The following is a 25,705-nucleotide window of genomic DNA, read 5'->3' as shown; positions in this document are numbered from 1 at the left end:
CGTTCGCTGATCATGGGACCTGTCGGTTGTTCGTCTGTCCCGCCAGCTCGGCGCGGTACGCGCCGGACGCCCACGGCACCCCCAGCTCGCTCGGCAGCGCCCCCCGCTCGGCCGCCCGGCGCAGCACGTCGACGACGCCCCGCAGGTGGCGGACCCGCTCCCCGCCCTCGCCGAGGGTGGTCACCAGCTCGCCGTCGAGCAGCCGGGGCTCCGGCGCGGGCCGCAACGCGTCCAGCAGCGCGGTGAACGGCGCGGTACGGGCCAGCGGCGCGATCAGTGGCACGCCCGACGGATCGGCCCGGTGGGCGAGCAGGTTCTCCAGCAGCCCCAGTCGCCCCGGCACCCGGCGGGTCACCACGTCCCCGGGCAGGCGCAGCCGGTCGGTCGGGTACTCCAGCACCGCCTGCCCCGTCGTACCGGTCACCACCACCTCGCCCGCCACGAACTCCTCGGCGGCCAGGGTCACCGCCACCAGCACCGGCGGCCCGGCGCGGAACCGGACCCGCAACACGGCGGTGTCCTCCACCTCGATCGGCCGGACCCGATACCGTTCCACCTCGATCGCGACCGGCCACGGCGTCGCCCCGGCGAGCGCCTCGGCGATCGCCAGGCACTGCATCACCGCGTGCGCGAGCGGGTTGACGAGCGCGCCGTCCAGCACCGGCCGGCCGTCCACGGCCCGTCGACCGGCCCAGGGGGAGCGGGCGTAGTAGGCGTCCGGCCGTTGCCAGGCGGCGACGGTGGAGATGCCGGTGACAGTGCCCAGCCGGCCGGCGGCCAGCGCGTCGGTCAGCGCGGTGAGGGCCGCCGAGCCGAGCGCCTGGAAGCCGACCTGGGCCACCCGACCGGCGGCGGTGAGGGCCCAGGTCAGCTCCTCGTGCTCGGCCAGCGACAGCACCGGCGGCTTCTCCAGCAGCAGATCCGCGCCGGTGGCCAGGGCGTCGCGGGCGATCGCCAGATGGGTGTGCGGAGGCGTGCAGATCACCACCACCTCCGGTCGGGTGGCGGCGAGCATCGCCCGGTGGTCGGTGAACACCGCCACCCCCGGCGGCACCGGGGCGGCCGGGTCGTCCTCCACCGGTCGGACGTCGACCAGGGCGACCAACCGCAACCGACCGGCGGCGTGCAGGGGCGCGATGACCCGCCGGTGCCAGCGACCGTGCCCGTTCGCCCCGATCACCGCCACCCGGGGCGGCGGGGTGGCCCCGCTCACCGCCGACCGGCCCGGGCGGACCGGCTCACCGCGCACCGGCCAGGGTGGCCTCGACGCCGTGCCGCTCCAACGCGGTCAGCCAGGCGATCACATCCGCGCGGACCTCGTCGTCCTCGGCCACCTCCATTGGGATGACGTCGCGTAGCGCGAAGACCGCGTCGACAGCGCCCGCCGGGCTCTGCGACCCGGCGTCCAGGGCGGCCCGGATCGGCCCCGCCAGTGGGTCCTGGAACGGCAACGGCCGGCCGTCGTCGGCGTACCCCAGCGCGAAGCGCAACCAGGACGCCACGACCAGCGCGCCCCAGCGCGCGGACCGGCCGGTCGCGCGCAGGTCGGCGATGGTGTGCAGGACGCGCTGCGGCAGCTTCTGCGAGCCGTCGATCGCCACCTGGAGGGTGCGGTGGTGGATCGCCGGGTTACCGAAACGGGCGAGGGCCTGCTCGCCGTAGTCGACCACCCGCACCCCGTCCGGCGGGGTGAAGCTGGCCGCCACGTCCTCGGCGATCAGCCGGCGCAGCACGTCACGCAGGTGCGGGATCTCCAGCGCGTCGGCGATGGTCTCCCGACCGGCCAACGCTCCGAGGTAGGCGATGGCGGAGTGCACCCCGTTGAGGGCGCGTAGCTTCAACCGCTCCCACGGGCCGGCGTCGTCGGTGAGCACCGCCCCGGCGAACTCCCAGCCGGGCCGACCGCCGGGGAAGTCGTCCTCGATCACCCACTGCGCGTACGGCTCGGCGGCCACGGCGGCCAGGTCGGTCACGCCGAGCGCCCGCCGGGCCGCCTCGATCGTCTCCGGGGTGCTGGCCGGCACGATCCGGTCCACCATGGTGCCCGGGCAGGTGACGTTGCCGGCCACCCACTCGACGAGCCCGGCGGGCACCCCGCCGGCCCGGCCGACCGCCTGGTCGAGCATGCCGCGCAGTCGACGACCGTTGGCCGGCAGGTTGTCGCAGCTCACCAGGGCCACCGGTCCGGCGTCCGCGGCGGCCCGGGCGGCCAGCCCGCGCAGCAGCAGCCCCGGCACCGTGGTCGGCGCTCGGCCGCCGGCCAGGTCCGCGGCGAGCGCCGGGTCCGCGGACAGTCGTCCGGTCACCGGGTCGAGGTGGTACGCCTTCTCGGTGACGGTCAGGGTCACCACGCGGACCGCCGGGTCGGCGAGCAACGCCACCACGGCCTCCGGGTCGCTGGGCGCGTGCCGGACCCCGCTCAGTGCACCCACCACCCGGGTGGAGCTGCCGGCGGCGGAGAGGGCGCTGACGCTGAACAGGTTGTCCTGCGCGGCGATCGCCTCGACCACCGCCGTGCTGCGCGGCGCGACGGCCACGATGCCCCAGTCACCCCCGGCCGCGCCGACCGCCGCCTCGGTGAAGACGGCCTGGTGGGCCCGGTGGAACGCGCCCAACCCCAGGTGTACGACGCCGGTCGGCACGGTGCCCGGCCGGATCAGCGGGCGGGCCTCGGCGGGCAGCCGGCGCAGCATGCCCAGGCCGAGCCGGGAGGCCCCGACGGTCACTGCCATGCCGGGCCGTCCGGGAAGCGGAACTCCGCGATCGACGCGGGTTTCATGGTGGCGCTGTAACCGGGCCGTTCGGGCAGCAGGTAGCGGCCACCGCGGGTCCGCACCGGATCGACGAAGTGCTCGTGCAGATGGTCGACGTACTCGATCATCCGACCGTCCAGACCGGCGCCCACCCGCAGGTAGTCGAAGATCGCCAGGTGCTGGACGTACTCGCAGAGGCCCACGCCGCCGGCGTGCGGGCAGACCGGCACGCCGAACTTCGCCGCCAGCAGCAGCTCGGCCAGGACCTCGTTGACGCCGCCGACCCGGCAGGCGTCGACCTGCATCACCCCGATCGCCTCGGCCTGAAGAAGCTGCTTGAAGATCACTCGGTTGGCGGCCACCTCACCGGTGGCCACCCGGCAGCGACCGCCGGTCAACTCGGCCACCGCGCGGGCGATCCGGGCGTGCCCGAGGATGTCGTCGGCGTGGGTGGGCTCCTCGATCCAGTACGGGTCCACCTCGGCCAGGGCCGCCATCGCGGTGATCGCCTCGTCAACGTCCCAGACCTGGTTGGCGTCCATCATCAGCAGCGCGTCCGGGCCGATCTCCTCCCGGATGATCCGGGCCCGCCGCAGATCGTCGGCGAGCGGGCCGCCGACCTTCATCTTCATCGCCCGCCAGCCGTCGGCGTACGCCTGCCGGGTCAGCGTCCGCACCTTGTCGTCGGGGTAGCCGAGCCAACCGACCGATGTGGTGTACGACGGGAAACCGTCACGTTCGAGGGTGGCCAACCGGTCGGTGAGCCCGTCGCGTCCCTTGTCGAGGATGGCCGCGGCCTCGTCCGGGGTGAGCGCGTCGGTGATGTGCGTGAAGTCGACGCTGGCCACGAGCTCGTCGGTGGGCAGGTCGGCGAGGAAGCGCCACATCGGCTTGCCGGCCAGTCTGGCCCGCAGGTCCCATACCGCGTTGACCAGCGCGCCGGTCGCCATGTGGATGACGCCCTTCTCCGGGCCCAGCCAGCGCAACTGCACGTCGGCGCTGAGCGAGCGCCAGAACGCCACCGGCTCGGCCGTGATCTCCTCGATGGTGCGCCCCTGGACGTGGTGGGCCAGGGCACGCACCGCCGCGCAGGTGATCTCGTTGCCCCGGCCGTTGGTGAAGGTGAACCCGGCGCCGGTCGGGCCGGCGTCGGTGCCCAGCTCCACGTACGTCGCCGAGTAGTCGCCCCGGTTGATCGCGTCGGAGCCGTCGCCCCGGGCGGCGGTGGGGAACCGCACGTCGTGCACCTCGACGGAGGTGATGGTGACGGTCACTGAGCCTGCCTTTCGTTCGCGACTGCGGGGCTCCGCTGCGCTGCACTCCTCGCGCTCACAGGTGGTGGTCCCCTCCGAAGTTGAAGACCCGCTTGGGCAGCCGGTACGCCAGGTCGACGATGGTCTCCGCGGCCTCGTCCATCGGCAGCCGGTGCTCGGCGACGAGCCGGGCCAGGAAGCCGGCGTCCACCCGGCGGGCCACGTCGTGGCGTACCGGGATGGAACAGAACGCCCGGGTGTCGTCGACGAACCCGGTGGTGTTGTAGAAGCCGGCGCTCTCGGTCACCGCCTCCCGGAACCGGCGCAGCACCTCCGGGGAGTCCAGGAACCACCAGGGCGCGCCGAGCAGCAGCGCGGCGTACCCGCCCGCGAGGGGCGCCAGCTCGCGGGTGAAGGTGTCCTCGTCGAGGGTGTAGAGCACCAGTCGCAGCCGGGGGTCGTTGCCGTAGCGGTCCAGCAGCGGGGCGAGCGCGTGCACGTACTCGGTGGCCTGCGGGATGTCGCCGCCGACGTCGCGACCGTGCCGGGCGTGCAACCACCGGTTGTGGTTGCGCACCGCGCCGGGGTGCAGCTGCATGACCAGGCCGTCGTCGAGCGACATCCGGGCGAACTCCACGAGCATGTGCGCCCGGAACGCCTCCGCGTCGGCGGCGTCGGCCTCGCCGCGCCGACCCCGGTCGTAGAGCCGCTCGGCCTCGGCCGGGGTCAGATCCAGGGTGCGCGCGGTGGGGTGGCCGTGGTCGGAGGAGGTGGCGCCGGCGGCGATGAACGCGGCGCGTCGGGCCCGCAGCGCCGCCAGGTAGCCGGCGTAGTTGCCGGTGTCCTCGCCGGCCCGGTCGCCGAGACGGTCCACGTTGGTCGACCAGCCTTCGAACTCCATGTCCACCACATCGTCCGGGCGGAACGTGGTGACCACTCGGCCGCCCGGCCCGCCCCATCCGTCGGCGGCGAGTTTGGCGTGCTGCGCGAGGTCGTCCAGCGGCGACTCGGTGGTCGCGAGGACCTCGATGTTGAACCGCTCGAACAGCGCTCGGGGCCGGAAGTCCGGCTCGGCGAGCCGGGCCGCGATCTCGTCGTAGATGGCGTCGGCGGTGCCCGGGCGGAGTGGGGTGTGCACCCCGAAGACGGTGCGGAAGGTCTGCTCCAGCCACAGTCGCGACGGGGTGCCCCGGAACAGGTGCCAGTGCGCGGCGAAGCGTCGCCAGATTGCCCGGCCGTCGGTCTCCACCGGGCTGCCGTCGCGGGTGGGCACCCCCAGATCCGCCGGGGGTACGCCCTGACTGAGCAGCATCCGGGTCAGGTAGTGGTCGGGCACGATGAGCAGCTGCGCCGGGTCCGGGAAGGGTCGGTCCTCGGCGAGCAGGGCCGGGTCGACGTGCCCGTGCGGCGAGATGATGGGTTGCTCCGCCGCCAGGGCGTACAGCTCCCGGGCCAGCGCGCGCTGGCCCGGCTCGGGCGGCAGGAGCAGGTCGGTGTGGTCGAACGTGGGCACGGAGTGGGGCTCCTCGTCTCCTGTGTCAGCGGGGGGTGAGCAGGTCGGCGACGCGGACGGGTTGGCCGGTCTCGAAGGACCGGTTTGCGGCCAGACCGGTGAGCAGGGCCAACGCGCCGTCGTCGGCGGTCGCGGCGCGGCCCAACGGGTCGGGTTGACCGCCGAGGAGCACCCCGGTCATCCGGGCGTCCGCGCCGCCGTGCCCGTGCCGGCTGCGGCCCTCCACCGGGATCTGCCGGGGCGGGGCCCAGAACGGGCGCAGGGTAAGCGTCGCACCACCGCCCTCGGCCGGCGCCTCGGCACCGTGCAGGGCGGCCCCCTTGACCGCGCCGGCGGTGCCCCGGTCGACGTAGTCGTTCTCGGCCACGTTCAGCTCCAGTCGGCCTCGGCTGCCGTTGACCATCACCCGGTAGCCCTCCCAGGGCGCGTACGCGGTGAGGTGGTAGGTCATGGTGGCGCCGGTGGAGTAGCGGGCCAGCACCGCCATGTCGTCCTCGATGCTCACCCCGGGCGCGAAGACGTTGCGGTCGCGCTGGTAGCCGTCCTCGGCCTCGGCGTCGAGGTACAGCTCGCGCAGCCGGGGATGCGCGTCCAGCCGTAGGGCGAACGGGTCGTCGGCGGCGGCGGGGGAGCCGTGCGCCCGGTCGTAGTCGCGGGCGTACCCGTGCCGGCGACCGTCCTCGCCGTAGAAGAAGAGTCGGCCGGCCGCGTACACCTCGACGGGCGTGGCGGCCAGCCACCAGTTGACCAGGTCGAAGTGGTGGCTGGCCTTGTGCACCATCAGCCCCCCGGAGGTGGCCTTGTCGCGGTGCCAACGGCGGAAGTAGTCGGCGCCGTGGCGGACGTCGAGCAGCCACTCGAAGTGCACCGAGCCGATCTCGCCGACCGCGCCCTCGGCGAGCAGCCGGCGAACCTGTTCGTGCAGCGGGTTGTAGCGGTAGTTGAAGGCGACTGCCACCCGCCCGCCGGTCTCGGTGACCGTGTCCAGAATCCGCCGGCAGCGGGCCGCGTCCACTGTCATCGGCTTCTCGGTGACGACCTCCCGGCCGGCGCGCAGTGCTGCCACCACGTACTCGTCGTGGGTGACGTCCACGCTGGTGACCAGGACGACGTCGACGCGTTCGGAGTCCAGCATGGTCGTGAAGTCACCGGCGGGGTACGTGGGCACCGGGCGGTGACCCAGCTCGCCCAGCCAGCGGTTGTGCGCGTCCATGCGGGCCTGGTTCACGTCGGCGAAGGCGACCAGCTCGGTGGTGTCGGCGTGGTCGAGCACCAGCGCCCGGACGAACATCTCGGCTCGCGCGCCGGTGCCCACGACGGCGTACCGGACCCGTCCGGCGGCTCTCGGTGACATGCGGTCGCCTCCCGTGGGTGCTGCAAAGGTTTGCAGTGAAGTAATCACGATCGATGCGTTCGCGTCAACGATGACGGCGTGATCGGCGTCATTTGTCGGCGTTTGGGGGGTTGCAGGTGACCAAGGGGAGTGTGGGTGCAACGAAGCCGTAATCATTGACCGTTGACACTGGCGCAACCGTTTGCATTAATGGGCCACACCTGCGTGACCGCCACCACATCGGACGAAGGGGCCGCCGTGCCAGTCACCATCCGGGACGTCGCCCGGGCGTCCGGTGTGCACATCTCCACCGTGTCCCGCACCTTCTCCGCTCCGCACCTGGTCAATCCCGAGACCCGGGTCCGGGTGCTGGCCTGCGCGGAGGACCTGGGCTATCGGCCCAACCGCGCCGCCCGGGCCCTGATCACCGGGCGGACGCACAACATCGGGCTGATCATCGCGGACATCGCGAACCCGTTCTTCCCGCCGCTGATCAAGGCGGCGGAGAGCCAGGCCCGGCACCGCGACTACCACGTCTTCGTGGCCGACACCAACGAGGACCCGACCGCCGAGGAAGAGCTGGTCCACGCCCTCGCGAAGCAGGTGGACGGCGTGCTGCTGTGCAGCCCTCGGATGAGCAACAGCCTGATCGAGCAGCTCAGCCGCGAGGTGCCACTGGTCGTGGTGAACCGCCAGGTGACCGGCCTGCCCTGCGTGCTGATGGACGTCGGGCAGGGCGCCCGGTCGGCGATCGAGCACCTGGTCGGCCTGGGGCACCGCAGCATCGCGCTGCTCGGTGGACCGCGCAGCTCGTGGACCAACCGGGAGATGCGCCGTGCCGCCGGCGCGGCCGCCCGAGCCGGCGGCGCGGAGCTGACCATGCTCGGCCCCAACGCGCCCACCGAGGTCGGCGGCTCCGCAGTCGCCGAGCAGGTGCGACGCAGCGGCGTGTCGGCAGTGCTCGCCTACAACGACCTGATGGCGATCGGCCTGATCGAAGGGCTGGACGCGCTCGGGGTCCGGGTGCCGCAGGAGGTGAGCGTCGTCGGGGTCGACGACATCACCCTGAGCCGGCTGACCCGCCCCAAACTGACGACGGTGGCCACACCCACCGGGGCCGCCGGCCGGACGGCCGTCGACATGCTGCTGCAACAGGACATCGAGTCACCGCGCGGTGCGCGGGGGTCCGGTGCCGGCACGGCGCTCGGCGTCCGTCGTACCACCGCACAGGTAATGCTCCAGACCGACCTGGTCATCCGCGACTCGACCGGTCCGGGCCCGTACGCCCGACCGGCACGTCCCCTGGCCGCACCACGTGGCCCGGGCCCGCATTGCCCTGCGGACCCGGGCATCCCGACTGCGGCCACCGGTGACGCCGTCGCCTCCTAATGCCGAGGAGTGAGCGCACATGCACCCCGCAACGCCCCCCACCACTGACGCGTCCGTCGGGCGCGCCCACCGTACCCCGCTGCCCCGGCGGCACCTGCTGCGTGGCCTGCTCGCCGTGACGGTCGCCGCACCGCTGATGTTCGGCGCCGCCGCCTGCGGAGACGACGACGGCGGCGCCGCCGACCCGAACGCCCCGGTGAAACTCTCGATCTTCTGGTGGGGCGGCGACGCCCGGGCCAAGCTGACCGAGGACGCGCTGGCGCTCTACACCAAGAAGCACCCGAACGTGACCTTCGAGAAGACCTGGCAGGCCAACCAGGGCTACTTCGACAAGCTGGCCACCCTCACCGCCGGCGGCAATCCGCCGGACCTGTTCCAGATCGACGACAACTACCTCGCCGAGTACGCGGGCCGCAACACCACGCTCGACCTGACCTCTTACCAGGAGTCCGGGAAGCTGGACACCTCCAAGTTCCCCGAGAGCCTGTGGAAGTACGGCGTCGTCGACGGCAAGCTCGCCGGCCTGGCCGCCGGGGAGAACACCCAGGGTCTGGTCTACAACAAGACGCTGCTGACCACGCACAACCTGCCCGAGCCGACCACCGGGATGAGCTGGGAGCAGCACATCGCCTGGGCCGAGCAGGTCACCGCGAAGACCAAGGTGCCCGGCACCCAGGACCCGAGCGCCGACTACAAGGCGTTCTGGGTCTGGCTGCGCCAACAGGGCAAGGACCTCTACAAGGGCAAGGAGCTGGGCTTCACCGCCGAGGACGTGACCAAGTGGTTCGACCTGTGGAAGGGCGCCCGGGACCGCAAGGCCACCCCGAGCGCCGACGTCATCCACGAGGGCAACTCCAGCGACGTCACCAAACAGTTGGTGGTCACCGGCAAGTCGGCGACCTCCTGGGTCTGGGCCAACCAGATGCCGGACCTGAAGAAGAACACCAAGGACGAACTGGGCGTGATCGCCTACCCCGGTGACCCGAGCGCGCAGTGGGCCCGTGCCTCGATGTACTGGTCGGTGTTCAAGGGCAGCAAGAACAAGGACGTCGCCGTCGACGTGATCAACTTCCTGAACAACGACCTCGAAGCGGTCAAGCTGCTCGGCACCGACCGTGGTCTGCCGTCCAACCTGGACCTGCGCCGGGTGGTCAGCGACGACACCACCGACCCGGCCATGAAGCAGTCCATCGCCGTCGAGGCGGAGCTGACCCAGAAGTTCGGCGAGTCGCCGCAGGTGCCGATCAAGGGCCACAGCAAGGTGAAGTCCGAGCTGATCAAGGCCGCCGAGAACGCGCAGTACGGCCGGGCCACCCCCGCCGAGGCCGCCACCCAGTTCATCGAGGCGTGCAAGTCCGCCATCGCCTGACCGCCCGCGAGGCGAGGAGAGGAGCTGTTCGTGGCGTTGACCACGGCGCCCGACCCGACCCGACGCGGCCCCGGATCCGTGCGGGCCCACGCGCAGAGGCGTGGGCCCGGACGGATCCGGCACAGCGAAGGTCTGGCGGGGTACGTCTTCCTGTCGCCGTGGCTCATCGGCCTGATGGGTGTCACGGCGATCCCCATGCTGCTGTCGCTCTACCTGAGCTTCACCAACTACGACATCCTCACCCCCTTCTCCGAGGTGGAGTGGGTGGGGTTGGCCAACTACGAGCGGATGTTCACCGCTGACCCGTCGTACTGGCACGCGGTGCGGGTCACGCTGACCTTCGCGTTGATCGCCGTACCGCTGAAGCTGGCCGCGGCGCTCGGCGTGGCGCTGCTGCTCAACCGCGCCTGGCGCGGCGTCGGGCTGTTCCGCGGGCTGTTCTACCTGCCGTCCCTGCTCGGCGGCAGCGTCGCGCTGGCCATCGTCTGGGTCAACATGTTCAACCGCGACGGCGCGTTCAACTCGCTGCTGAGTCTTTTCGGTATCACCGGCAAACCGTGGGTCAACGACCCCGACTGGGCCCTCGAAACACTGATGGTGCTGGCCATCTGGCAGTTCGGCGCACCGATGGTGATCTTCCTGGCCGGGCTCAAGCAGGTGCCCACCGAGCTGTACGAGGCCGCGTCCGTGGACGGGGCCGGCCGGTTCCGCCAGTTCCGCAACGTCACCCTGCCGATGCTCTCCCCGGTCATCTTCTTCAACCTGGTGCTGGAGACCATCAACGGCTTCCAGGGCTTCACCGCCGCGTTCGTGCTCAGCAACGGCACCGGCGGCCCTGTCGACTCCACCCTGATGTACACGCTGAACCTCTACATCACCGGCTTCACCGACCTCAACATGGGCTACGCCTCGGCGATGGCCTGGGTGTTCCTGCTCGCCATCGCGGTCATCACCGCGATCTTCTTCAGCACCGGACGGTTCTGGGTGCACTACTCCGACGGGGAGGACCGGTGATGGTGGCGGTGACCCCGACGACCGCAGCGCCGCCGAACGTGCGCCGACGCCCCGGCGGCCGGCCCGTGCTGCGACTGCTGATCCTGGTGGCGATCGTCGCCGTGGTGCTCTACCCGCTGATCTGGATGGTGGGCACCTCGCTGAAGTCCCAGGAGGAGATCGTCAACAACGTCGGGCTGCTGCCCGAACGGTTCACCCCGGGCAACTACACCGCCGGGTGGTCCAACTTCGACGTCAGCTTCGGCCGGTTCTTCCTCAACAGCGCCATGGTCAGCCTGCTCACCGTCATCGGCAACGGGCTCTCCTGCCTGCTGGCCGCGTACGCCTTCGCCCGGCTGCGGTTCCGGCTGCGCGGCATGTGGTTCGCCGTCATGATCGGCACGCTGCTGCTGCCGCAGCACGTGTTGATCGTGCCGCAGTACATCCTGTTCCGCACGCTCGGGCTGGTCGGCGGTGACTGGCCGTACCTGCCGCTGCTCATCCCGCAGTTCCTGGCCACCGAGGCGTTCTTCGTCTTCCTCATGGTGCAGTTCATGCGGGGCGTACCCCGGGAGCTGGACGAGGCGGCCCGCATCGACGGCGCCGGCCCGTTCGGCATCTTCCGGCACATCATCCTGCCGCTGAGCCGCCCGGCGCTGGTCACCACGGCGATCTTCTCGTTCATCTGGACCTGGAACGACTTCTTCCGCCAACTGGTCTTCCTGTCCCAACTGGAGGACTACACCGTCCCGGTCGCGCTGACCCTGTTCATCGACTCGACCAGCCAGAGCGCGGTCGGCCCGATGTTCGCCATGTCGGTGCTGTCGCTGCTGCCGGTCTTCCTGTTCTTCGTCGCGTTCCAGCGGATGCTCGTCGAGGGGATCAACACCAGTGGCATCAAGGGCTGAACCCGTGGACACCGGCGGGCGGCGGGACTGGCGCGACGTCGGCCGCGACGCCGCCGACCTGGCCCTGCTGGGCATCCTGCTGACCCTCGCGGCGGTCCCCCTGCTCACCGCCGCCGCGGCGGCGGGCACGGCCAGCGCGGCGGTGCGCGACTGGACGCGTACCGGCAGTTGGCCCTCGGCACGCACGACACTGCGCCGGTTCGGCCGCGCGGTGCTGCCCGGTGTGCCGGTCAGCCTGCTCGCGCTCGCCGCCACCGCGCTGCTCGCCGCCGACCTGGCGGCGCTGGCCACCGGCCGGGTGCCGGGCGGCCCGGCTGCGCTGCTGGTGACGGCGCTGGTCGCGGCCGGCCTGGCCGGGTACGCCGGGCTGGTCGTCGTCGAGGTGGGCGGCAACGGGGGCGTGCGGTGGCGGGCCTCGGCCCGCTCCGCCGCGCGCGCCTGCCTCGACGCGCCCACCCGCTGGGCGGCGCTCACCGGGGTGGTCACACTCGCCGGACTGCTCACCGTCCTGGTCACCCCGGTCGCGGTGCCTATCCTCGCCGGCTACACGGTGGCCGCCCTGCACGCCGTCGCCAATCGCCGACCGGTCTCCGTCGCCGTCGCCGGTCCTGGGGAGCTGCCGTGAGCGGGGAGCCGGTGCGGCTGACCGTCGGGGCCACGGAGGTTGCCGAGTATGTGCTCGACCCGGCGCTGGACGCCCAACACGGTCCCCGGCCGTACCTGCACCCGGTGCGCACGCTCGGCGGAACGGTGGTCACCGACGCGCTTCCCGCCGACCACGTGTGGCACCTCGGCGCGTCCCTCGCGGTCCAGGACGTCGACGGCAGCAACCTCTGGGGCGGGCGCACCTACGTCCGCGACGTCGGCTACACCTGGCGCGACGACCACGGCGTCATCACGCACACCGGTGAGGTCGAACGGTCCCCGGGCCGGTACGCGCACGATCTGCAGTGGCGCGACCGGACCGGCGGGGTGCTGCTGACCGAGCGGAGGTGGCTCGCCGCGTCGGTGGTCACACCGGACGCCTGGCGCCTCGACGTGGAGTCCGTCCTCGTCGCCCCGGACGACCGGGAGATCCGGCTGGGCAGCCCGGCCACCAACGGCCGCCCGGGTGGGGCCGGCTACGGCGGGTTCTTCTGGCGGGCCGCCGCCGACGGCGAACCGGCGGTGTTCACCGCCGACGCGGTCGGGGAGGAGACGGTCAACGGCAGCGCGGCGTCGTGGCTCGCGCTGACCGGCGTCCGGTCGGGCGCCGGGGCGTACACCCTGGTCTTCTCGGGGCTCGGCCGCGACGACAGGTGGTTCGTGCGGACCGGGATGTATCCGGGGGTCTGTGTGGCGTTCGCGTTCGACCGTCCGGCGGTGGTGCCGGCCGGTGGGAGCCGGCACGGCCAATACCGGGTGTGGGTGGCCGACGGGGCCCTCGACGGGGAGGCGGTGACGGCCCTGGTCGCGCTGACGCCCTGAGTGCGGATCAGCCGGACCGGTCGATCAGCTCACGGATCGCGACCTGGTACGCGGCCTGGGTGTGGTACGGCCAGTGTCCTTCGATCGGCGGCGGCACGGTGTCCGCCGGGTCGATGGTCAGGCTGCGGGGATCACGCAGTCGGATGTCGACGTCCGGCGGTGTTCCGGGCGAGCCCGGAGGGAAGATCGGCCCGCCGATCGGGTCGGTGTCCCGCCACAGGTTGCGCCACCGCCACCCGATCCGCCCACCCAGGTCGTGCAGCGTCCGCGGTCCGAAGTACGCGGGGTAGAGCCGCGCGTAGGTGCGCCGCAGCGGTGACCCGTAGGTCAACAGCGACACCCGGGTCAGCACGGACGGCGGCAGGTGCAGGATGGTGGCGGCGGCGAGCACCGAGCCGTGGCTGTGCCCGGAGATGACCACCGGGCCCCGCGCGGTGAGCCCGGTGACCCGTTTCGCCAGCTCCGGGACGGCGCGGGCGGCGTAGCAGGGCGGCGCGAACGGGTGGACCGTCCGGGGCCAGAAGGTGCCGAGGTCCCACAGCACCGCCACCACCCGCCGGGTCTGCGCCGACCGGTACGCGCGGAACCCGAGGATCAGCAGGCAGATCACCAGCAGGCTGATCACCCAGACACCGGCGTCGGTGACGTAGGCGAGCACGACGGCCGCGCGGCCGTCCCCGCCCAGCCGGTCCGCGAGTTGCGTGGGACCGATCCCGATCACGTCGAAGGCGACGGTGGCCAGCCCGAGCGACGCGATCAACAGGAACGCGAGCAGCACCGGGCCGAGCTCCTCGGTGACCCGGGACCGGGCGATGGTCTCCCGGACCACGCGCAGCCGGTGCGCGTCCGCCGCCGGCACGTCGGGGTAGTCCCGTTCGATGATCCGTGCCGCCAACCGCCGTCGCCGTCGCCGACTCAGCAGGAGGGTCACGGAGGTCACCGCCGCGCCGATCAGCAGCGCGGCGAGCCCGGCGAGCGCTGCCCACCAGTAGGCCACCGGCGGGTCCAGCGGGCCGACGATCGGCGGGTTGGGCCGGATCGGGTCGGGGATGTCGCCGTGGTCGAGGGCGTCGGCGACGCGGTAGACCAGAGTCGCGGTGAAGGCGGCGCCGACGCTCACCGCCGCCGCGGCCATGACCGGGGTGCCCAGCCCGCGCAGGACGGGGCGCTCGTCGCCGCGGGCGGCACGTTGGCGGGTGTACGTGACGACGGTGAGCACGACGAGCAGGACACCCTGCGTGGCGACCACCCCGGCGGCGGCGCCCTCGTACCCGGGCAGCTTGCCCGAGCCGGAGGGTGTCGCGTCCGCCAGCGTGGCCGAGCCGAGGCACAACACGGTCGTCAGCACTGTGGTCGCCCACAGGGTTCGCAGGATCCGTCGGGCCCGCACCGGGCTGGTCGGCACGGGCAGGGCGAGGAGCACCACGCCCGCCCCGAGCAGTCCGACGGCGATCACGAACAGCACGACGTGACCGATCCCGCCCGGTGCGACGCCGGCCAGCAGTGCGACGTTCAGCGTCCCGATGCCGAGCACCACGTGGACCTGCCGTAGCCAACCGGTGACGTGCGCGTCCTGCCAGAAACCGGCGTCGGTGAGGCTCTGGTCCCGGTCGTCGGAGCGGGGTTGCGCCGCCAACGGGCCGAACCCCTCGAAGGCCCGCGCCGACCGGGTGCCGATGGCCCAGACGACCCACAGCGCCAGCAGGGGAACGATCGACAGCAGGGCCAGCCGGGGCCCGGTCGGGAGGGTGTGCAGCCAGGCCAGGTAGGGGCGGCTGGCCCGGCACCCGGGGTACGGCACGCACTGCCAGCCGACCAGGTCGAGTGTGACGCCCACCGCCGCCAGCACGAACGTGGCCGTGAGGGTGCCGGCGAGCACCCGGCACAGCAGGCCGAGCAGCCCCCACCTGTCGTGCCCCGCCGGCCGGAGCCAGATCGCCAGGTTGCTCAACATGAAGGGCAGCAGCAGCAACATCGAGGCCGTCCGTACCGCCGCGCCGGCGGTCAGCGAACCCCAGCGGTACGCCTCGACGGCAACCCCGTCGGTGGCTCCGCCGGCGGTGCCGCTGCCAGGCCGGGGCCGGAAGAAGCCCGCATGCGTGTTCCCGGCGACCCGGGTCACGATCGGGTGGTCGAGGATCCGCTCGGCGGTGACGCCGGAGATGCCGTGCACGCGCAGCTCCACGGCGTCGCGGCCCGGCGTCTCGTCCACGCCGTCAGGGTCACAGACAATCGACCCAGGCGCTGCCGATACCGCAAAGGTCAACGGCTCGGAAGGGCGGCCGTTACCCGGATGGCCTTGACGATCGCCGGGATGGAGCCGATCAACAGCACCAGGCCCCAGATGATCGCGATGATCGCGAAGACCAGCGCCGCCACGTCGTCGACGATGCTGACCAGGATCACCGGCACCAGGTTGTGCAGGAACTCCAGCACGACAGTGCACAGCAGGGTGGTGAGGATCAGCAGGACGAGGCCCTTGTTCTGCAGGAAACGCGGTTGGGCCAGCACCAGCATCCCGGCCCACACCAGCTTGAGCAGCAGCACCAGCCCGAGCAGCACCGCCGCCTCACCGACCGGGAAGAACCCCCACAGCGCCAGGTAGGCCAGGGTGCCGAACGGGACGGCCAGGAACAGCGACACCATGATCATCAGCTCGACGAACGCGACGACCAGCGCGACCAACCCGACGATGATCAGGATGATCGAGAAGATCAGGCTGGCGACGCCCTGCACCCGACCCTGGACGCGCTCGGGCAGCAGCAGCCCCAGGCAGAACAGCCCGGTGCTCCAGACCGCCACCGCGTCGATCAGAGCCAGGTAGCCGGTGCCCCGACCGGACGGTTCGCTGACCCCGGACACGTCGTCGATCTCCACGTCCAGCGCGCCGGCGCTGTCGGCGAGGGCCGCGCCGGCGTCGGCGCCGCCGAGCAGCAGCCCAGCGCCGAGCTCCACCCCGATCGCCAGGACGATGGCGAGCATGGCCATCAGCAGGAACGGCTTGCGCAGGTCACCCACGGCGGCACCTTCCTCTCGGTCCCTGTCGACTCAGGACGTGGCCACGACGACCGTGCAGCCGCCCAGGCCGGGGCAGGCAAGGCCCACCTCGGTGGCCTGGTCGACGGCGATCTTCGCCACCGCGCCGGTGCCGTCCGCGGCCGGCTCGACCTCGTCGCGGATGGTGAGGTCGGCGTCGCCGGGCGCCGGGGCGACGACCGTGAACCGTGCCGCGCTGCGCAGCACAAGGGTGCGCAGCCCGCCGGGGTCCGCCACCCGCACCACGCAACTGCCGGAGAACGCCAGTCGGCCCGTCTCGTCGGCGCAGTCGGCGCTGACCGTCAGCGGATCCACGGCGGAACGCTCGCCGCCGAGCGCGCCCAACCGGTCGACGAACCCGTGCCGGGCCCCCGGATCACCCCGGTCGTCGCGGCCCGTCCCGACCGCTACCACGAACAGCGCCACCAGCAGGACGGCGAACAGCCCCAGCAGCGCCTTCTGCCGTCCACTCATCGCGCCACGGCCTGAGCCACGATCTCAGTGAACCGGATCTCGTCGACGCCCGCGAAGTAGCGGTTCGTGCCCTGCGTCTTGCCGACCACCAGGAGCGTGACCTGGTGAGGGCCCTTGGTGAGTTGGACCGTGCCGACGTCCAGGAACTCCGTCTTCCGCACCGTCGGGGTGAAGCCGAGGAACGTCCCGCCGACCTGGCGGCCGTCGATGACGAAGACGGTGTTGGCGTAGTCGAGGGAGGTCGTACGTACGGTGGCGAAACGCCAGGTGCCGTCGGCCGGGATCTGCACCGTCACGGTGACCTTGTCGCCGATGGCCAACCCCTGGAAGAACAACTGCTTGTCGCCGGACCAGGTCACCCCGCAGCAGTTGGGTTGCGCCTCCACCTTCGCGGCGCTCTTCTTCGGAGACTCCACCAGCGCGCCCTCCACCAGGCTCTCCGCCTCGACGGTGACCACCCGCGGCTCGCCGGGGGTCGGCTCGCCGTCGCGGGTCAGCAACACCACCCCCACGGCGACCACCACCAGTACCAACGCCGCCGCGGCGGCGATCCACAACCACGGGGTACGCCGTGGCGGCGCGACCGCCCGCACCTCGTAGGTGACCCGGCCGCTGGAGCGGGAACTCTCCTCCGGCGCGGTGTTGGCCGAGTACGCGAACCCGGTCATGTCGTAGCGCCGGGGCGCGGTGCCGGCCGGCACCGCGAGCTTGACCAGGAACGACACCGAGCCCTGCCCGGGTACCACGCGTTGGGGTTCGGCGACGGTGAACCAGGCCCGCTGCGAGCCGTCACCGGGTGCCACGTCGAACACCACGGTGTCCGGCGCGTTGCCCGGGTTGGAGACGGTGAAGGTCAGCTCGCCGCTGTTGCGCGGGTCGAGGGTGAACTGCTCGGCGGCGGCGACGACCGCCCACTCGGTGGTCATGACGACTCCTCTTCCAGGACGATCTCGACAGTGGCCGAGGCAGGTTTCTCCGCCTCGACGATGCGGGTGATCACGGCGAGCTGACCGGCGGCGGCGACCGGCACCCGCACCACGACGTGGAAGGCCCGCTCGGGAGGCTCGTCGATGGCGAAGCCCGACATCCCGGTGGCCAACTCCAGGGCCCGGCGCATCCCGTACGGGGTGCCGCGCCAGCGGGCCAGCAGGGCGGCGTTGGCCACCAGGTCGCGCAGCCGACCCACCGGCAGCGGCAGCGGGGTGTCCGGCCGGGGCGAGGCCACCACGTGATCCATCGCCACCCAGCGGGTCAACCGCACGACAAGCCCGTCCGGCGCCCGGTACGGGTCGAACAGCGCGTCCACCTCGGCGAGGATCGCCTCGTCCGGGGCGTGCAGCCCTTCCATCACGTCCAGCAGCGCCCAGAGCACGCTGCCGGGCACGCAGGCCCGCTGGTAGGCGGCGGGCAGCAGCCGTTCAATCGCCGAACGTCGCATCCTGGCGCACCACCTCGATGTCGTGCTCGCCGGAGCAGAGCAGCCAGGTATCGGGGACGGTCACCACGTCGGCGGTGGCCTGGTTGGCGCTGGGCGTCCAGGTGACGGCGTCGGCGCTGCGGTGCACGCCGCGTTCGCCGCTGGCCAGGATCAGCCGCTCCGCCGCGCCCGTGCCGCCGGCCGCCGCACCCCCGGCTGTCGGGCCGCTCACCGCGATGGCGTCGACCGGCACGAACCGGGTCCGGTCCCGCAACGGCAACCCGCAGTTGACCGACACCGCCTGCCACTGCGGCTGGGCGGCGAGGGTGTCCAGCCGCAGCACCCCACCGCTCTGCGTGGCCGCCACCGCCTGCTGACCGACGAACGCGAGGTCCCGGCAGGTGCCGCCGATCCACCCGCTCTGCATCGACTGCCACTTCACATCCGACTCGAACAGCCGGGTGCGGTGGCAGCCCTGCCCGGGCTTCTTCGGATCCGGCTCACCCGCGCCGCTCCAGAGCAGGGTGGCCGGGCCGTCGTACTGCACGGCGAGGACCCGGTTGTCCACGTTGGCCAGGCCGACGTGGGTGAAACTGCCGGGTCGGCCGCCGGTTGTCGACAGGTACACCCCGAAGCTGGCCTGCGCCGCCACCGCCACCCCCGGCGCACCACGCTCGGACACGAACGTGCGGACCGCGTAGAAGCCCCGGTCGGCGTCGGACGGGTCGACCAGGATCTGCAACGGCACCGCCCCGGGCAGCAGCGACACCTCGTACAGGCCGGTGTCGGTGGCCACCAGCAGCGCGCCCGCGCCGTCGCGGTCCAGCCAGGCCACGTCGGAGATCCGCGAGTCCAGGTCGGTGAGCAGCGACCACGTCTCGCCCAGGTCGGTGCTCAGGTGCACCCGGGAGCCGCCCGAGGCGCGCAGCGTCACCACGGCCACCGAGCCGGGACGAGCGACGATGCCCGGCCGTACCGGCGCGGGCGCGGGCGCCACCCGCAGCACCGTCTCGTCGTCGAAGCGACCGGCCGGTTCCCAACCCGCGCCGCCGTTGCTGGAGCGGAACAGCACCGGGCCGCGCCCGGCGTACCAGGTGCGCGGCTGGTACTGGTCCACGGCGAGGGCGCGGACGTCGGCGTCGGGGGCCTCGTCGACCACGAACCGCACCGACTCGACGTAGCGCACCCCCGGCTCGGCGTGCTCCAGTAGCCGGTACACGTTGGACGCCCGCAGTGGCTCGCCGAACGGCCAGCCGGTCGGGTTGAGCGCGGTGGGCAGCGGACTCAACGTCTGGTGCAGCCGGTCGTGGATGCGGCGACGGACCGCGTCCACGTCCTCCTCCCGGCGGACCACCACCCGGGCCCGCACGGACACCGCCTTGAACCGTGCCCAGGTGGCCCGGGAGCGAATGCCGACCATCCGGCGTTCCTCCAGGTCCGCCTCGACCCGGTGGCGCGCCTCGGGCACCTCGTGCTCGCGCAGCACCGCCACCGGCAGCCGCCCGCCCGGTCGGGCCGCCTCCGGCACGTACGGCACCAGCACCACCTCGACCTCGCCCGGCCGGGCGAAGCTGTACACCGCCGCGCGGGTGAACGCCCGCGCCCGCGCCACCGCGCCGGAGCTGGTCGCGAGGACCTCGAAGTCGCGGGCGGTGACCGCCCGTTGCTGGGCGAAGAACTCGTACGGGCCGCGCAGGAGCACCGACTCCAGTGCCTCCATCTCCCGGCCGCCGGCCGCTGGCGTGGGGTTGTCCACGCGTACCCCGGGTAGGGGGTCGCGCAGGCTGGTCAGCGTGCCCGCCGCCACGTTGCCGGTCGGCCCGCCACCGGCGCGGTACCAGAGCCGGATCTGCCGTCCGGCCGGTGGCACCGCCGCGACGGTCACCGGCGGCGCGGTGCTCGTCGGTGCGGCCGCGTCGGCGGTGGCCTCGCCGTGCGGCGTCGTCCCGGCGGGTGGTCGCAGGTCGAGGGCCGGGGCGAAGATGACAGTGCCGGAGCACCGGTCGACCAGGTACGCCTTGGCCTGCGGACCGAGCCCGGCGAAGCTGTCGACCGGCTGCCAGATCTCGAACGTGCGGCCGTCGTGCTCGCGGGCCGCCGCGCCCAGCTCGACGGTGCCGGCCGCCACCTCCACCCCGAGCAGCAGGTCCAGCGCCTCGGCGGTGCGTGTCAGCGGCGCGTGGGTCGCGCGCAGCACCTGCCCCGGCTGGCCGGTGCCCACCCCGAGCAGCTCCGCCTCGACCGGTTCGCAGTGGTGCATCCGTACCGTCACCGACGTCTCGTCGGCGGGCAGCAGCGTCGGCTCGGTGGTGACGAACACGACCGGCCGGGGGTCCGCGCCCCGGGCCGCGGCGACCCGCAGCCCGGCCGGGATCCGGACCGCACCGCGGTCGGTGCCGGTACGGGTGAACCGGACGTCCGCCCAGGCCGCTGTCGGCGCGTGGCGGGTGACCCCGAGCAGGTTCAGAAACGAGACGTACGCCTTCTCCGGCAACTGGTTCAACCGGTAGATCATCACCTCGGTGAGGTGTGCGAACGTCTCCACCAGCGCCATGCCGGGGTCGTGCGCCGACAGGTCGGTCCACGCCGGGCAGGACTGCCGGATCCGTTCCCGGGCCTCGGTGACCAGGTCGAGGAAACCGCGATCGTCCAGGTGCGGCACGGGCAGCGTCATGACGCTCCTCCCTCAGCGGGCTCGTCGACGGGGAGCAGATCCACGGAGAAGACCAGTTGTCCGGGTGTCAGGCTGGCCCGCACCCGGTAGTCCAACCGGATCACCAGGCGCCACGCGTCGTCGGGGTCCGGCCCGGCGTCCACGTCGATCACCTCGACCCGGGGCTCCCACCGGGCGATGGCCTGCCGGACGTAGTGAATCGCCAGACCGGCGGTGGTGTCGTCGTTGGGCGCGAAGACCAACCGGTGCAGCCGGGAGCCGTACCCGGGTCGCATCAGCCGCTCGCCCGGCGTGGTCGACAGGAGCAGGAACAGCGCCTGCCGTACGCTCTCGTCGCCATCGGTCATCGCCAGGCCGCCGGCCGCGGTGAGCGCCAACCCGCCGGTCCGGCCGGCGTCGAAGCCGGCGCCGACGAAGCGGAACGCCCTCATCGGTCCGCCCCCAGAAACTGCTGGCGGGGGTCGCGCACCGTGTGCTTGACCAGCCCCGGTGGTGTGCCGTTGGTGAACCCCTCCAGGTGCGACAGCACCACCCGGTGCCCGTCGACGCGAACCCAGTCGCTGTAACCGACGCGCACGGTGAGTGTCGTGGTGCACGGCTTGATGGTCGGGCCGTAGTTCGGGCAGGCGACGATCTTGCGTCCCTCCGGGTCGTCGTCGACGAGCACGGGCACACCGGTGACGGTCACCCACTCCCGCGAGGGTCGGTTCTCGACCCGGCCGTCGTGATCGCAGGTGATCACGGAGTCCCGGTGGATCCAGCGCATCAGCCGCCTCCTTCGTGGTGGGCGCGGGCAAGCGTTCGGGCCTGCTCCGCCGCGGTGGTCGGGTCCTCGGTCGAGGCGGCGTGCAGGAAGTCCACGCTGCGGGCGCGCACCACGATGGCCCGGCCGGGCGCGGAGATCACCAGGTCGGACGCCGCGTGCAGGGTGGCCAGGTCGGGGGTCAGCTCCAGGAAGCTGCCGCCCTCGGTGCCCAGCCGCAGGCTGCGCCGTACGTCGTCGACGACGATCGACTGGCCGCCGGAGGTGCGCATCGTCCATCGGCGGGCCTTTCCGTCGTCGATGCCCGCGTCGTACGGCTCGACCGCGCCGAACAGTGAGCCGAGCACGATGCCCGAGGCCGGCTCGCCGCCGGGCAGCACCACGAGCACCGTGTCGCCCGGATCGGGGAGCGCCACCAGGCCCTTGCCCGGCCCGGCCCCGGGGCAGAGCACGGCCAGCCAGCCGGCGTCCAGGTCCCCGTACGCCGGAAGGGTCAACCGGACCCGGCCCAGCCCGTCCGGGTCGGCGACGTCCGTGACGCTGCCGAGGGTGACCACCGCGCCGCCGGTCGGGGTCGCCGGGGTGGTCGGCGGCACAGTGGAGAACCGGGTCAGGTGCCCGTTGCCGTCCACCGTGTGCACCACCTCGGTCAGCACGTACGTCCCGGCGACCGGGTCGGGCACCCCGCCGAGGTCGACGCGGCGGCCCGGGCGTAGCGCCGGGTCGCCCTCGGCCACCCCCTCGGCCGTTGCCAGCGCCGCGGCGCGGCTGTCGAGTCGGGCCTGGGCCAGCGCCGCCAACTCGTCGTCGCTGCGGCCGGGCTGGTCCACTGCGGTGCGAACGCCATCGGCGCCCACGTCGGCCGGGTCCGGGCGGTCGTCGGCGGGTCGGCCGCAGCGCGCCTCGTCGACCTGCTGGCTGATCACCTCCGCCCGCTGTGGGTGCCAGCCCAGGGCCGCACTGGCACCGCTGGCCTGGTCGGTGTTCAGGGAAACCCGGAGGCTGTGCACCCCCGCGCCGAGCGTCAACGTGACCGGCTCCCCGTAGCCGGCGAGGGTGACCAGCCGGACACCGTCACCGTCGGCGGCCAGGTGCAGCCCGGCCCGGCCGGCCACCTCGCGCAGCAGCTCCAGGTCGCTGTGCCGGTGCTGGAGCAGCCGCTCCAACCGAGGGCCGTCGACCTCGGCGGTCACCGCCAGCCCCACCGCGCCGCACAACTCCTGCGCCAGCTCGACGGCGGTCACCGAGGTGAAGACCCGCAAGCCCTGCCGCTTGCGCAGCCGGTGCAGTGGGTCGTACGCCCGCAACCGCAGCACCGCCGCCCCGTCGGCGGCGAACTCCACCTCCACGCAGGTGACCTCACCGGTGAACAGGGCGTCCGCGTGGTCGGCGAGCCGGACGTCGAGCGCCGTGCCGGGGCGTACCGGTGGGTCGAACGCGCCGGTCCCGGCGGTGGTGGCGAGCACCAGCTCGGCCTGGGTGGGCTGGTTGAGCCGGGCCGCCACCCGCACCGAACGGACCCGCTGACGAGCCGCGCCGACCAGCTCGACGCCGTCCAGCAGGACGACCAACGCCCGGGGTGCGAGGCTGGTCACGGCGTACCCCCGGGACTGCCGGACGCGCTCGGGGCGGCGGCGGCCGGGTCGGTCGGCGCGTTCCACGGCGCGTTGGCGATCGAGGCGCCCAGGTACGACGCTCCCGCGCCCACCACACCCGCCACCGCCCGCGCCAAACCGGTCACCGGAGCGGTGCCGGCGCTCGGTGGCACGGCGAGGGTGGTGCCGGCCGGCACGGCCAGGGGGTCAGTGATCCGGTTGTGTTCGGCCAGCAGCCGCCAGCGCAGCGGCGAGCCCAGCGCGTCGTTGGCCAGCAGGTCGAAACGCACGCCGGAGCGACCCGGTTCGGCCGCGCCGTCACCGGCGGCGATCACCGCGCTGCCCGGCGCGGCGGTCGGGGTGCTCGCGGCGGCCAGCTCCTCGGCGAAGCCGGCCTCGGCCTGATCGGCCGTCTCGGCGGCGCGGACAAGCTTCAGCCGCAGCCAGGACCGCCGCGGCGACCCGGTGCCGGTGAACGCGTCGAATCGTTCCGCCACCGCGACGATCACACCTGGCACGTTCCAGGTCTTGCCCCAGACCAACCGGACCAACGGCGGTCGCAGCCAGCCATGTTCGGCAGTGGAATTCTCCGCCAACATCCACAGCGGACGGGTGAGCACCCGTACGTCGGCCGGACGCAGTTGCGCCTCCACGAAGTCGACGTCGAAGAGCAGGTCGAGCACCAGCTCGGTACGGCCACCACCGGTGAAGACCAGCGGGTCGTCGGCCAGACCGGCCCCGGTGAGCTGCCCGCCGCCGGCACCCCGCTGCCGTACGCCGGCGAGCCGGGTCACCTGCACGGTCTCCGGGTTGAGCAGGCAGTCCACCCGAACGCCGGAGGAGTCGATGAGGAAGGCGACGCGTTCCATCAGTCACCCGCCTGTTCCCGGTCCAGTCGGGTCAGCTGGGCGGCGTCCAGCGCCGCCCCGGCGACCGACCACAGCGCGGAGTCGTCGGGCAGTGCCGGCCACGGGTCGGCGCTCCGGGCCGCCGCGCCGGGCGGCGGCCCGTCGATGCCCGTCGGTCGTCCGCCGCCGGCCGCGGCCGTCCCTGCGTCGCGCCGTGCGGCCGGGTGCCCGGGTGGCGCCGGTTCACCGGGCAGGGCCAGCCACGGTCCACCGTCCGCCAGGCGATCCAGGTCACCGCGCGCAGAGGCCGACGGGTTCCCGGCGCTCGTCGCCGTCCACCCGTTCCAGGATGCGTCGACCCCTCCCCGGATCGGCCCGTTCCCGTCGCTGCCCCGCACAGCCGCCGAGTCCCCTCGAGACGTCCAGGCCGCGTCCTGCGCATCACCACGCGGGTGCCCGCTCCGGTCCGCCCGGGGCCAGGGCTGACCGTCCGGGTGGCCCCCGAACCCGTCGCGGTCACCCGGGAGCCGGTCGGTGGTGCGTCGCGCGGTGGAACGCCGGCGGTCGACCTCGCCGGACCGCCGTGCGTCCAGGCGCGGGTGTGAGATGGTTCGGGTGGCCTCAGCCCGGTGCGAGCGGTCGCTCGGCGAATCGTGCGGCCCGAAGACCATGGAACGGACCGGCGGTAGGGGTCCGTCCGCCCTGGGCAGCCCGCTCGCGTCGAGGGCCGTGCTGTCGACGGTCGCGGCATCGTGGGCCGTTGTGTCGTGGGCCGTGGCGTCGAAGGCTGTGGTGTCGACCCGGGTCGTCCGCCGTACCGGAGGCACCGCCGCGCCCGGTTCCGCCGGCCAGGTCGATCCGGTTGGCGGGGTCGACGCGTCCGGCCAGGTGGATCCCGCCGGCGGGGTGGTCAGGTCCCAGTTGGACGAGGGCGTTCCGTCGCCGGGCGGGCCGGCAGCACCGGTCCGCGTACCGTCGGGCTGGTCACCGGCTCGCGACGGACGGCCCGCCCTGCCGGTTCGGCCCTCGGCACGCGACCTGGTCGGCCCGTTGTCCCCGCGCGCACCGGGACCGCCCACACCCCCCTCGTTGCCGAGCCCGCCGAGCCTGCCGGACCCGCCGGACCCGCTGAGCCCGCCGGACCTGGCGTTCGCGACCGGGTCCGCACCGTCGGCCTCGATTCGACCGGTCGGTTCGCCCTGTCCGCCGTCCCGGACCCCGGCGTTGCCGGCTGGGGACGGGTCGAGGTCCAGGTCGTGCAGCAGCCCGGGCGCGTGGGCGGCGACCAGGTCAAGCCAGTGCCGCGGCGGTTCTCCGAAACGGCGTGGGGCCGCCTCGGGCGTCTGCGACGGGGGCGGAAGGTGGCCGGCGGGCTCGACCCGCCCGGCGAGGCGCTGCACCGCTCCGGCCGCCGAGCGGAGTCGGCCGGCCAGCCAGCTACGCGGGCGTCGGCGCGGTGGCACCGCCGGTCTCCAGCTCCAGGCCCTCGTAGCGCAGGGTCAGCGAGGCGATGGCGATTTCGTGGCTGAGGGTGTTGAGGTGTGCCCCGCGCCACCGGGTCGGCCAGGCGTCGATCAGGTTCCAGCGCAGCACCTCGGCCGTCCCGACCGAGTCGAGCAGCACCACGGAGACGTTGCGCCGGTTGAGGGTGCCCTGGGCGGTGGCGTTCACCCAGTCCCACAACTCGCGGGAGGCGGTGAGGCCGAAGTGCAGCGTCACCGGCTCGTACTCGGCCTGGCCGGGCACCATCCGCATCCGACCCAGGCCGTGCTCCCGGTACGGCTGCCCGGGGATGTTCACCTCCAACCCGGTCATCTCGGTGAAGTGGCCGTTGGTGACGCCGTTGATGAGCAGTCGGAAGTTGTACGCCCGGTACGGGTCGACCGGGGCCCCGGGTTGCGGGGTGGCGGTGGTGGGCAT

The 25,705-nt window shown here is 73.1% G+C and carries 23 protein-coding genes; 6 read left to right on the top strand and 17 right to left on the bottom strand.

The features are described from left to right. Positions 1-10: 10 nt before the first annotated feature. From ACGF3C_RS28010 to ACGF3C_RS27990, 5 genes are read right to left on the bottom strand one after another with little or no spacing between them, the layout of a single operon-like run. The gene (locus ACGF3C_RS28010) at positions 11-1,249 is read right to left on the bottom strand and encodes a Gfo/Idh/MocA family oxidoreductase (RefSeq protein WP_357234760.1); all 1,239 of its coding nucleotides are present in this window, start codon (positions 1,247-1,249) and stop codon (positions 11-13) included. Beyond that, positions 1,239-2,732 (bottom strand): mannitol dehydrogenase family protein, encoded by a 1,494-nt coding sequence (locus tag ACGF3C_RS28005; RefSeq protein WP_393226589.1) that lies wholly within the window; start codon positions 2,730-2,732, stop codon positions 1,239-1,241. The genes ACGF3C_RS28010 and ACGF3C_RS28005 overlap by 11 nt, the downstream gene beginning before the upstream one ends. After that, a complete protein-coding gene (locus ACGF3C_RS28000) occupies positions 2,723-4,027 on the bottom strand; it encodes an enolase C-terminal domain-like protein (protein ID WP_393226587.1) in 1,305 nt (434 codons plus the stop codon). The genes ACGF3C_RS28005 and ACGF3C_RS28000 overlap by 10 nt, the downstream gene beginning before the upstream one ends. 55 nt (positions 4,028-4,082) lie before the next feature. Next, positions 4,083-5,519, bottom strand: a complete 1,437-nt coding sequence (gene uxaC, locus ACGF3C_RS27995; protein WP_393226586.1) for a glucuronate isomerase — start codon at positions 5,517-5,519, stop codon at positions 4,083-4,085. Positions 5,520-5,544: 25 nt separating this feature from the next. After that, the gene (locus ACGF3C_RS27990) at positions 5,545-6,873 is read right to left on the bottom strand and encodes a Gfo/Idh/MocA family oxidoreductase (protein WP_357230045.1); all 1,329 of its coding nucleotides are present in this window, start codon (positions 6,871-6,873) and stop codon (positions 5,545-5,547) included. Positions 6,874-7,110: 237 nt separating this feature from the next. Between ACGF3C_RS27990 and ACGF3C_RS27985 the strand changes: the two genes are divergently transcribed. The 6 genes from ACGF3C_RS27985 to ACGF3C_RS27960 are packed head-to-tail and all read left to right on the top strand — an operon-like array spanning position 7,111 to position 12,978. Beyond that, positions 7,111-8,241, top strand: coding sequence for a LacI family DNA-binding transcriptional regulator (locus ACGF3C_RS27985; RefSeq protein ID WP_238688794.1), 1,131 nt, complete (start codon positions 7,111-7,113; stop codon positions 8,239-8,241). Between the two features lie 19 nt (positions 8,242-8,260). Then, positions 8,261-9,610: an extracellular solute-binding protein gene (locus ACGF3C_RS27980; protein WP_357230043.1), complete on the top strand. Its 1,350-nt coding sequence runs from the start codon at positions 8,261-8,263 to the stop codon at positions 9,608-9,610. Between the two features lie 30 nt (positions 9,611-9,640). After that, on the top strand, positions 9,641-10,624 hold the full coding sequence (locus ACGF3C_RS27975; RefSeq protein ID WP_357230040.1) for a sugar ABC transporter permease: 984 nt from the start codon (positions 9,641-9,643) through the stop codon (positions 10,622-10,624). Further along, positions 10,624-11,511, top strand: a complete 888-nt coding sequence (locus tag ACGF3C_RS27970) for a carbohydrate ABC transporter permease (RefSeq protein ID WP_357230038.1) — start codon at positions 10,624-10,626, stop codon at positions 11,509-11,511. Before ACGF3C_RS27975 ends, ACGF3C_RS27970 begins: the two co-directional genes overlap by 1 nt. A 4-nt stretch (positions 11,512-11,515) precedes the next feature. After that, the gene (locus ACGF3C_RS27965) at positions 11,516-12,136 is read left to right on the top strand and encodes a hypothetical protein (RefSeq protein ID WP_393226582.1); all 621 of its coding nucleotides are present in this window, start codon (positions 11,516-11,518) and stop codon (positions 12,134-12,136) included. After that, on the top strand, positions 12,133-12,978 hold the full coding sequence (locus tag ACGF3C_RS27960) for a PmoA family protein (protein WP_357234827.1): 846 nt from the start codon (positions 12,133-12,135) through the stop codon (positions 12,976-12,978). The genes ACGF3C_RS27965 and ACGF3C_RS27960 overlap by 4 nt, the downstream gene beginning before the upstream one ends. Positions 12,979-12,985: 7 nt before the next feature. Here the strand turns inward: ACGF3C_RS27960 and ACGF3C_RS27955 are convergent, their stop codons facing one another. The 12 genes from ACGF3C_RS27955 to ACGF3C_RS27900 are packed head-to-tail and all read right to left on the bottom strand — an operon-like array spanning position 12,986 to position 25,705. Next, positions 12,986-15,190: a hypothetical protein gene (locus ACGF3C_RS27955; protein ID WP_393226580.1), complete on the bottom strand. Its 2,205-nt coding sequence runs from the start codon at positions 15,188-15,190 to the stop codon at positions 12,986-12,988. Positions 15,191-15,240: 50 nt separating this feature from the next. Further along, complete coding sequence (locus ACGF3C_RS27950) at positions 15,241-15,996, bottom strand: hypothetical protein (RefSeq protein ID WP_355007383.1); 756 nt, start codon at positions 15,994-15,996, stop codon at positions 15,241-15,243. 30 nt (positions 15,997-16,026) lie between these two features. After that, positions 16,027-16,488 (bottom strand): hypothetical protein, encoded by a 462-nt coding sequence (locus tag ACGF3C_RS27945; RefSeq protein ID WP_393226579.1) that lies wholly within the window; start codon positions 16,486-16,488, stop codon positions 16,027-16,029. Continuing rightward, positions 16,485-17,414, bottom strand: a complete 930-nt coding sequence (locus ACGF3C_RS27940; protein ID WP_393226577.1) for a hypothetical protein — start codon at positions 17,412-17,414, stop codon at positions 16,485-16,487. Before ACGF3C_RS27940 ends, ACGF3C_RS27945 begins: the two co-directional genes overlap by 4 nt. After that, positions 17,411-17,926: a phage tail protein gene (locus ACGF3C_RS27935; RefSeq protein WP_328654054.1), complete on the bottom strand. Its 516-nt coding sequence runs from the start codon at positions 17,924-17,926 to the stop codon at positions 17,411-17,413. Before ACGF3C_RS27935 ends, ACGF3C_RS27940 begins: the two co-directional genes overlap by 4 nt. Further along, complete coding sequence (locus ACGF3C_RS27930) at positions 17,907-20,579, bottom strand: putative baseplate assembly protein (protein WP_393226575.1); 2,673 nt, start codon at positions 20,577-20,579, stop codon at positions 17,907-17,909. Before ACGF3C_RS27930 ends, ACGF3C_RS27935 begins: the two co-directional genes overlap by 20 nt. Next, positions 20,576-21,010, bottom strand: coding sequence for a GPW/gp25 family protein (locus ACGF3C_RS27925; RefSeq protein WP_357199255.1), 435 nt, complete (start codon positions 21,008-21,010; stop codon positions 20,576-20,578). Before ACGF3C_RS27925 ends, ACGF3C_RS27930 begins: the two co-directional genes overlap by 4 nt. Further along, complete coding sequence (locus ACGF3C_RS27920) at positions 21,007-21,345, bottom strand: hypothetical protein (protein ID WP_355007388.1); 339 nt, start codon at positions 21,343-21,345, stop codon at positions 21,007-21,009. Before ACGF3C_RS27920 ends, ACGF3C_RS27925 begins: the two co-directional genes overlap by 4 nt. Next, positions 21,345-22,937: a contractile injection system protein, VgrG/Pvc8 family gene (locus tag ACGF3C_RS27915; protein ID WP_393226573.1), complete on the bottom strand. Its 1,593-nt coding sequence runs from the start codon at positions 22,935-22,937 to the stop codon at positions 21,345-21,347. Before ACGF3C_RS27915 ends, ACGF3C_RS27920 begins: the two co-directional genes overlap by 1 nt. After that, complete coding sequence (locus ACGF3C_RS27910) at positions 22,934-23,806, bottom strand: hypothetical protein (protein ID WP_357227510.1); 873 nt, start codon at positions 23,804-23,806, stop codon at positions 22,934-22,936. The genes ACGF3C_RS27915 and ACGF3C_RS27910 overlap by 4 nt, the downstream gene beginning before the upstream one ends. Continuing rightward, positions 23,806-25,248 (bottom strand): hypothetical protein, encoded by a 1,443-nt coding sequence (locus tag ACGF3C_RS27905; protein ID WP_393226571.1) that lies wholly within the window; start codon positions 25,246-25,248, stop codon positions 23,806-23,808. The genes ACGF3C_RS27910 and ACGF3C_RS27905 overlap by 1 nt, the downstream gene beginning before the upstream one ends. Next, complete coding sequence (locus tag ACGF3C_RS27900) at positions 25,223-25,705, bottom strand: phage tail protein (RefSeq protein WP_030327509.1); 483 nt, start codon at positions 25,703-25,705, stop codon at positions 25,223-25,225. Before ACGF3C_RS27900 ends, ACGF3C_RS27905 begins: the two co-directional genes overlap by 26 nt.

Origin of the sequence: Micromonospora sp. NPDC047762 (assembly GCF_043204655.1) — a bacterium.
Classification (GTDB): domain Bacteria; phylum Actinomycetota; class Actinomycetes; order Mycobacteriales; family Micromonosporaceae; genus Micromonospora.
Note: the sequence above shows the minus strand (reverse complement) of the source record. Positions and strands in the feature narration are given on the sequence as shown.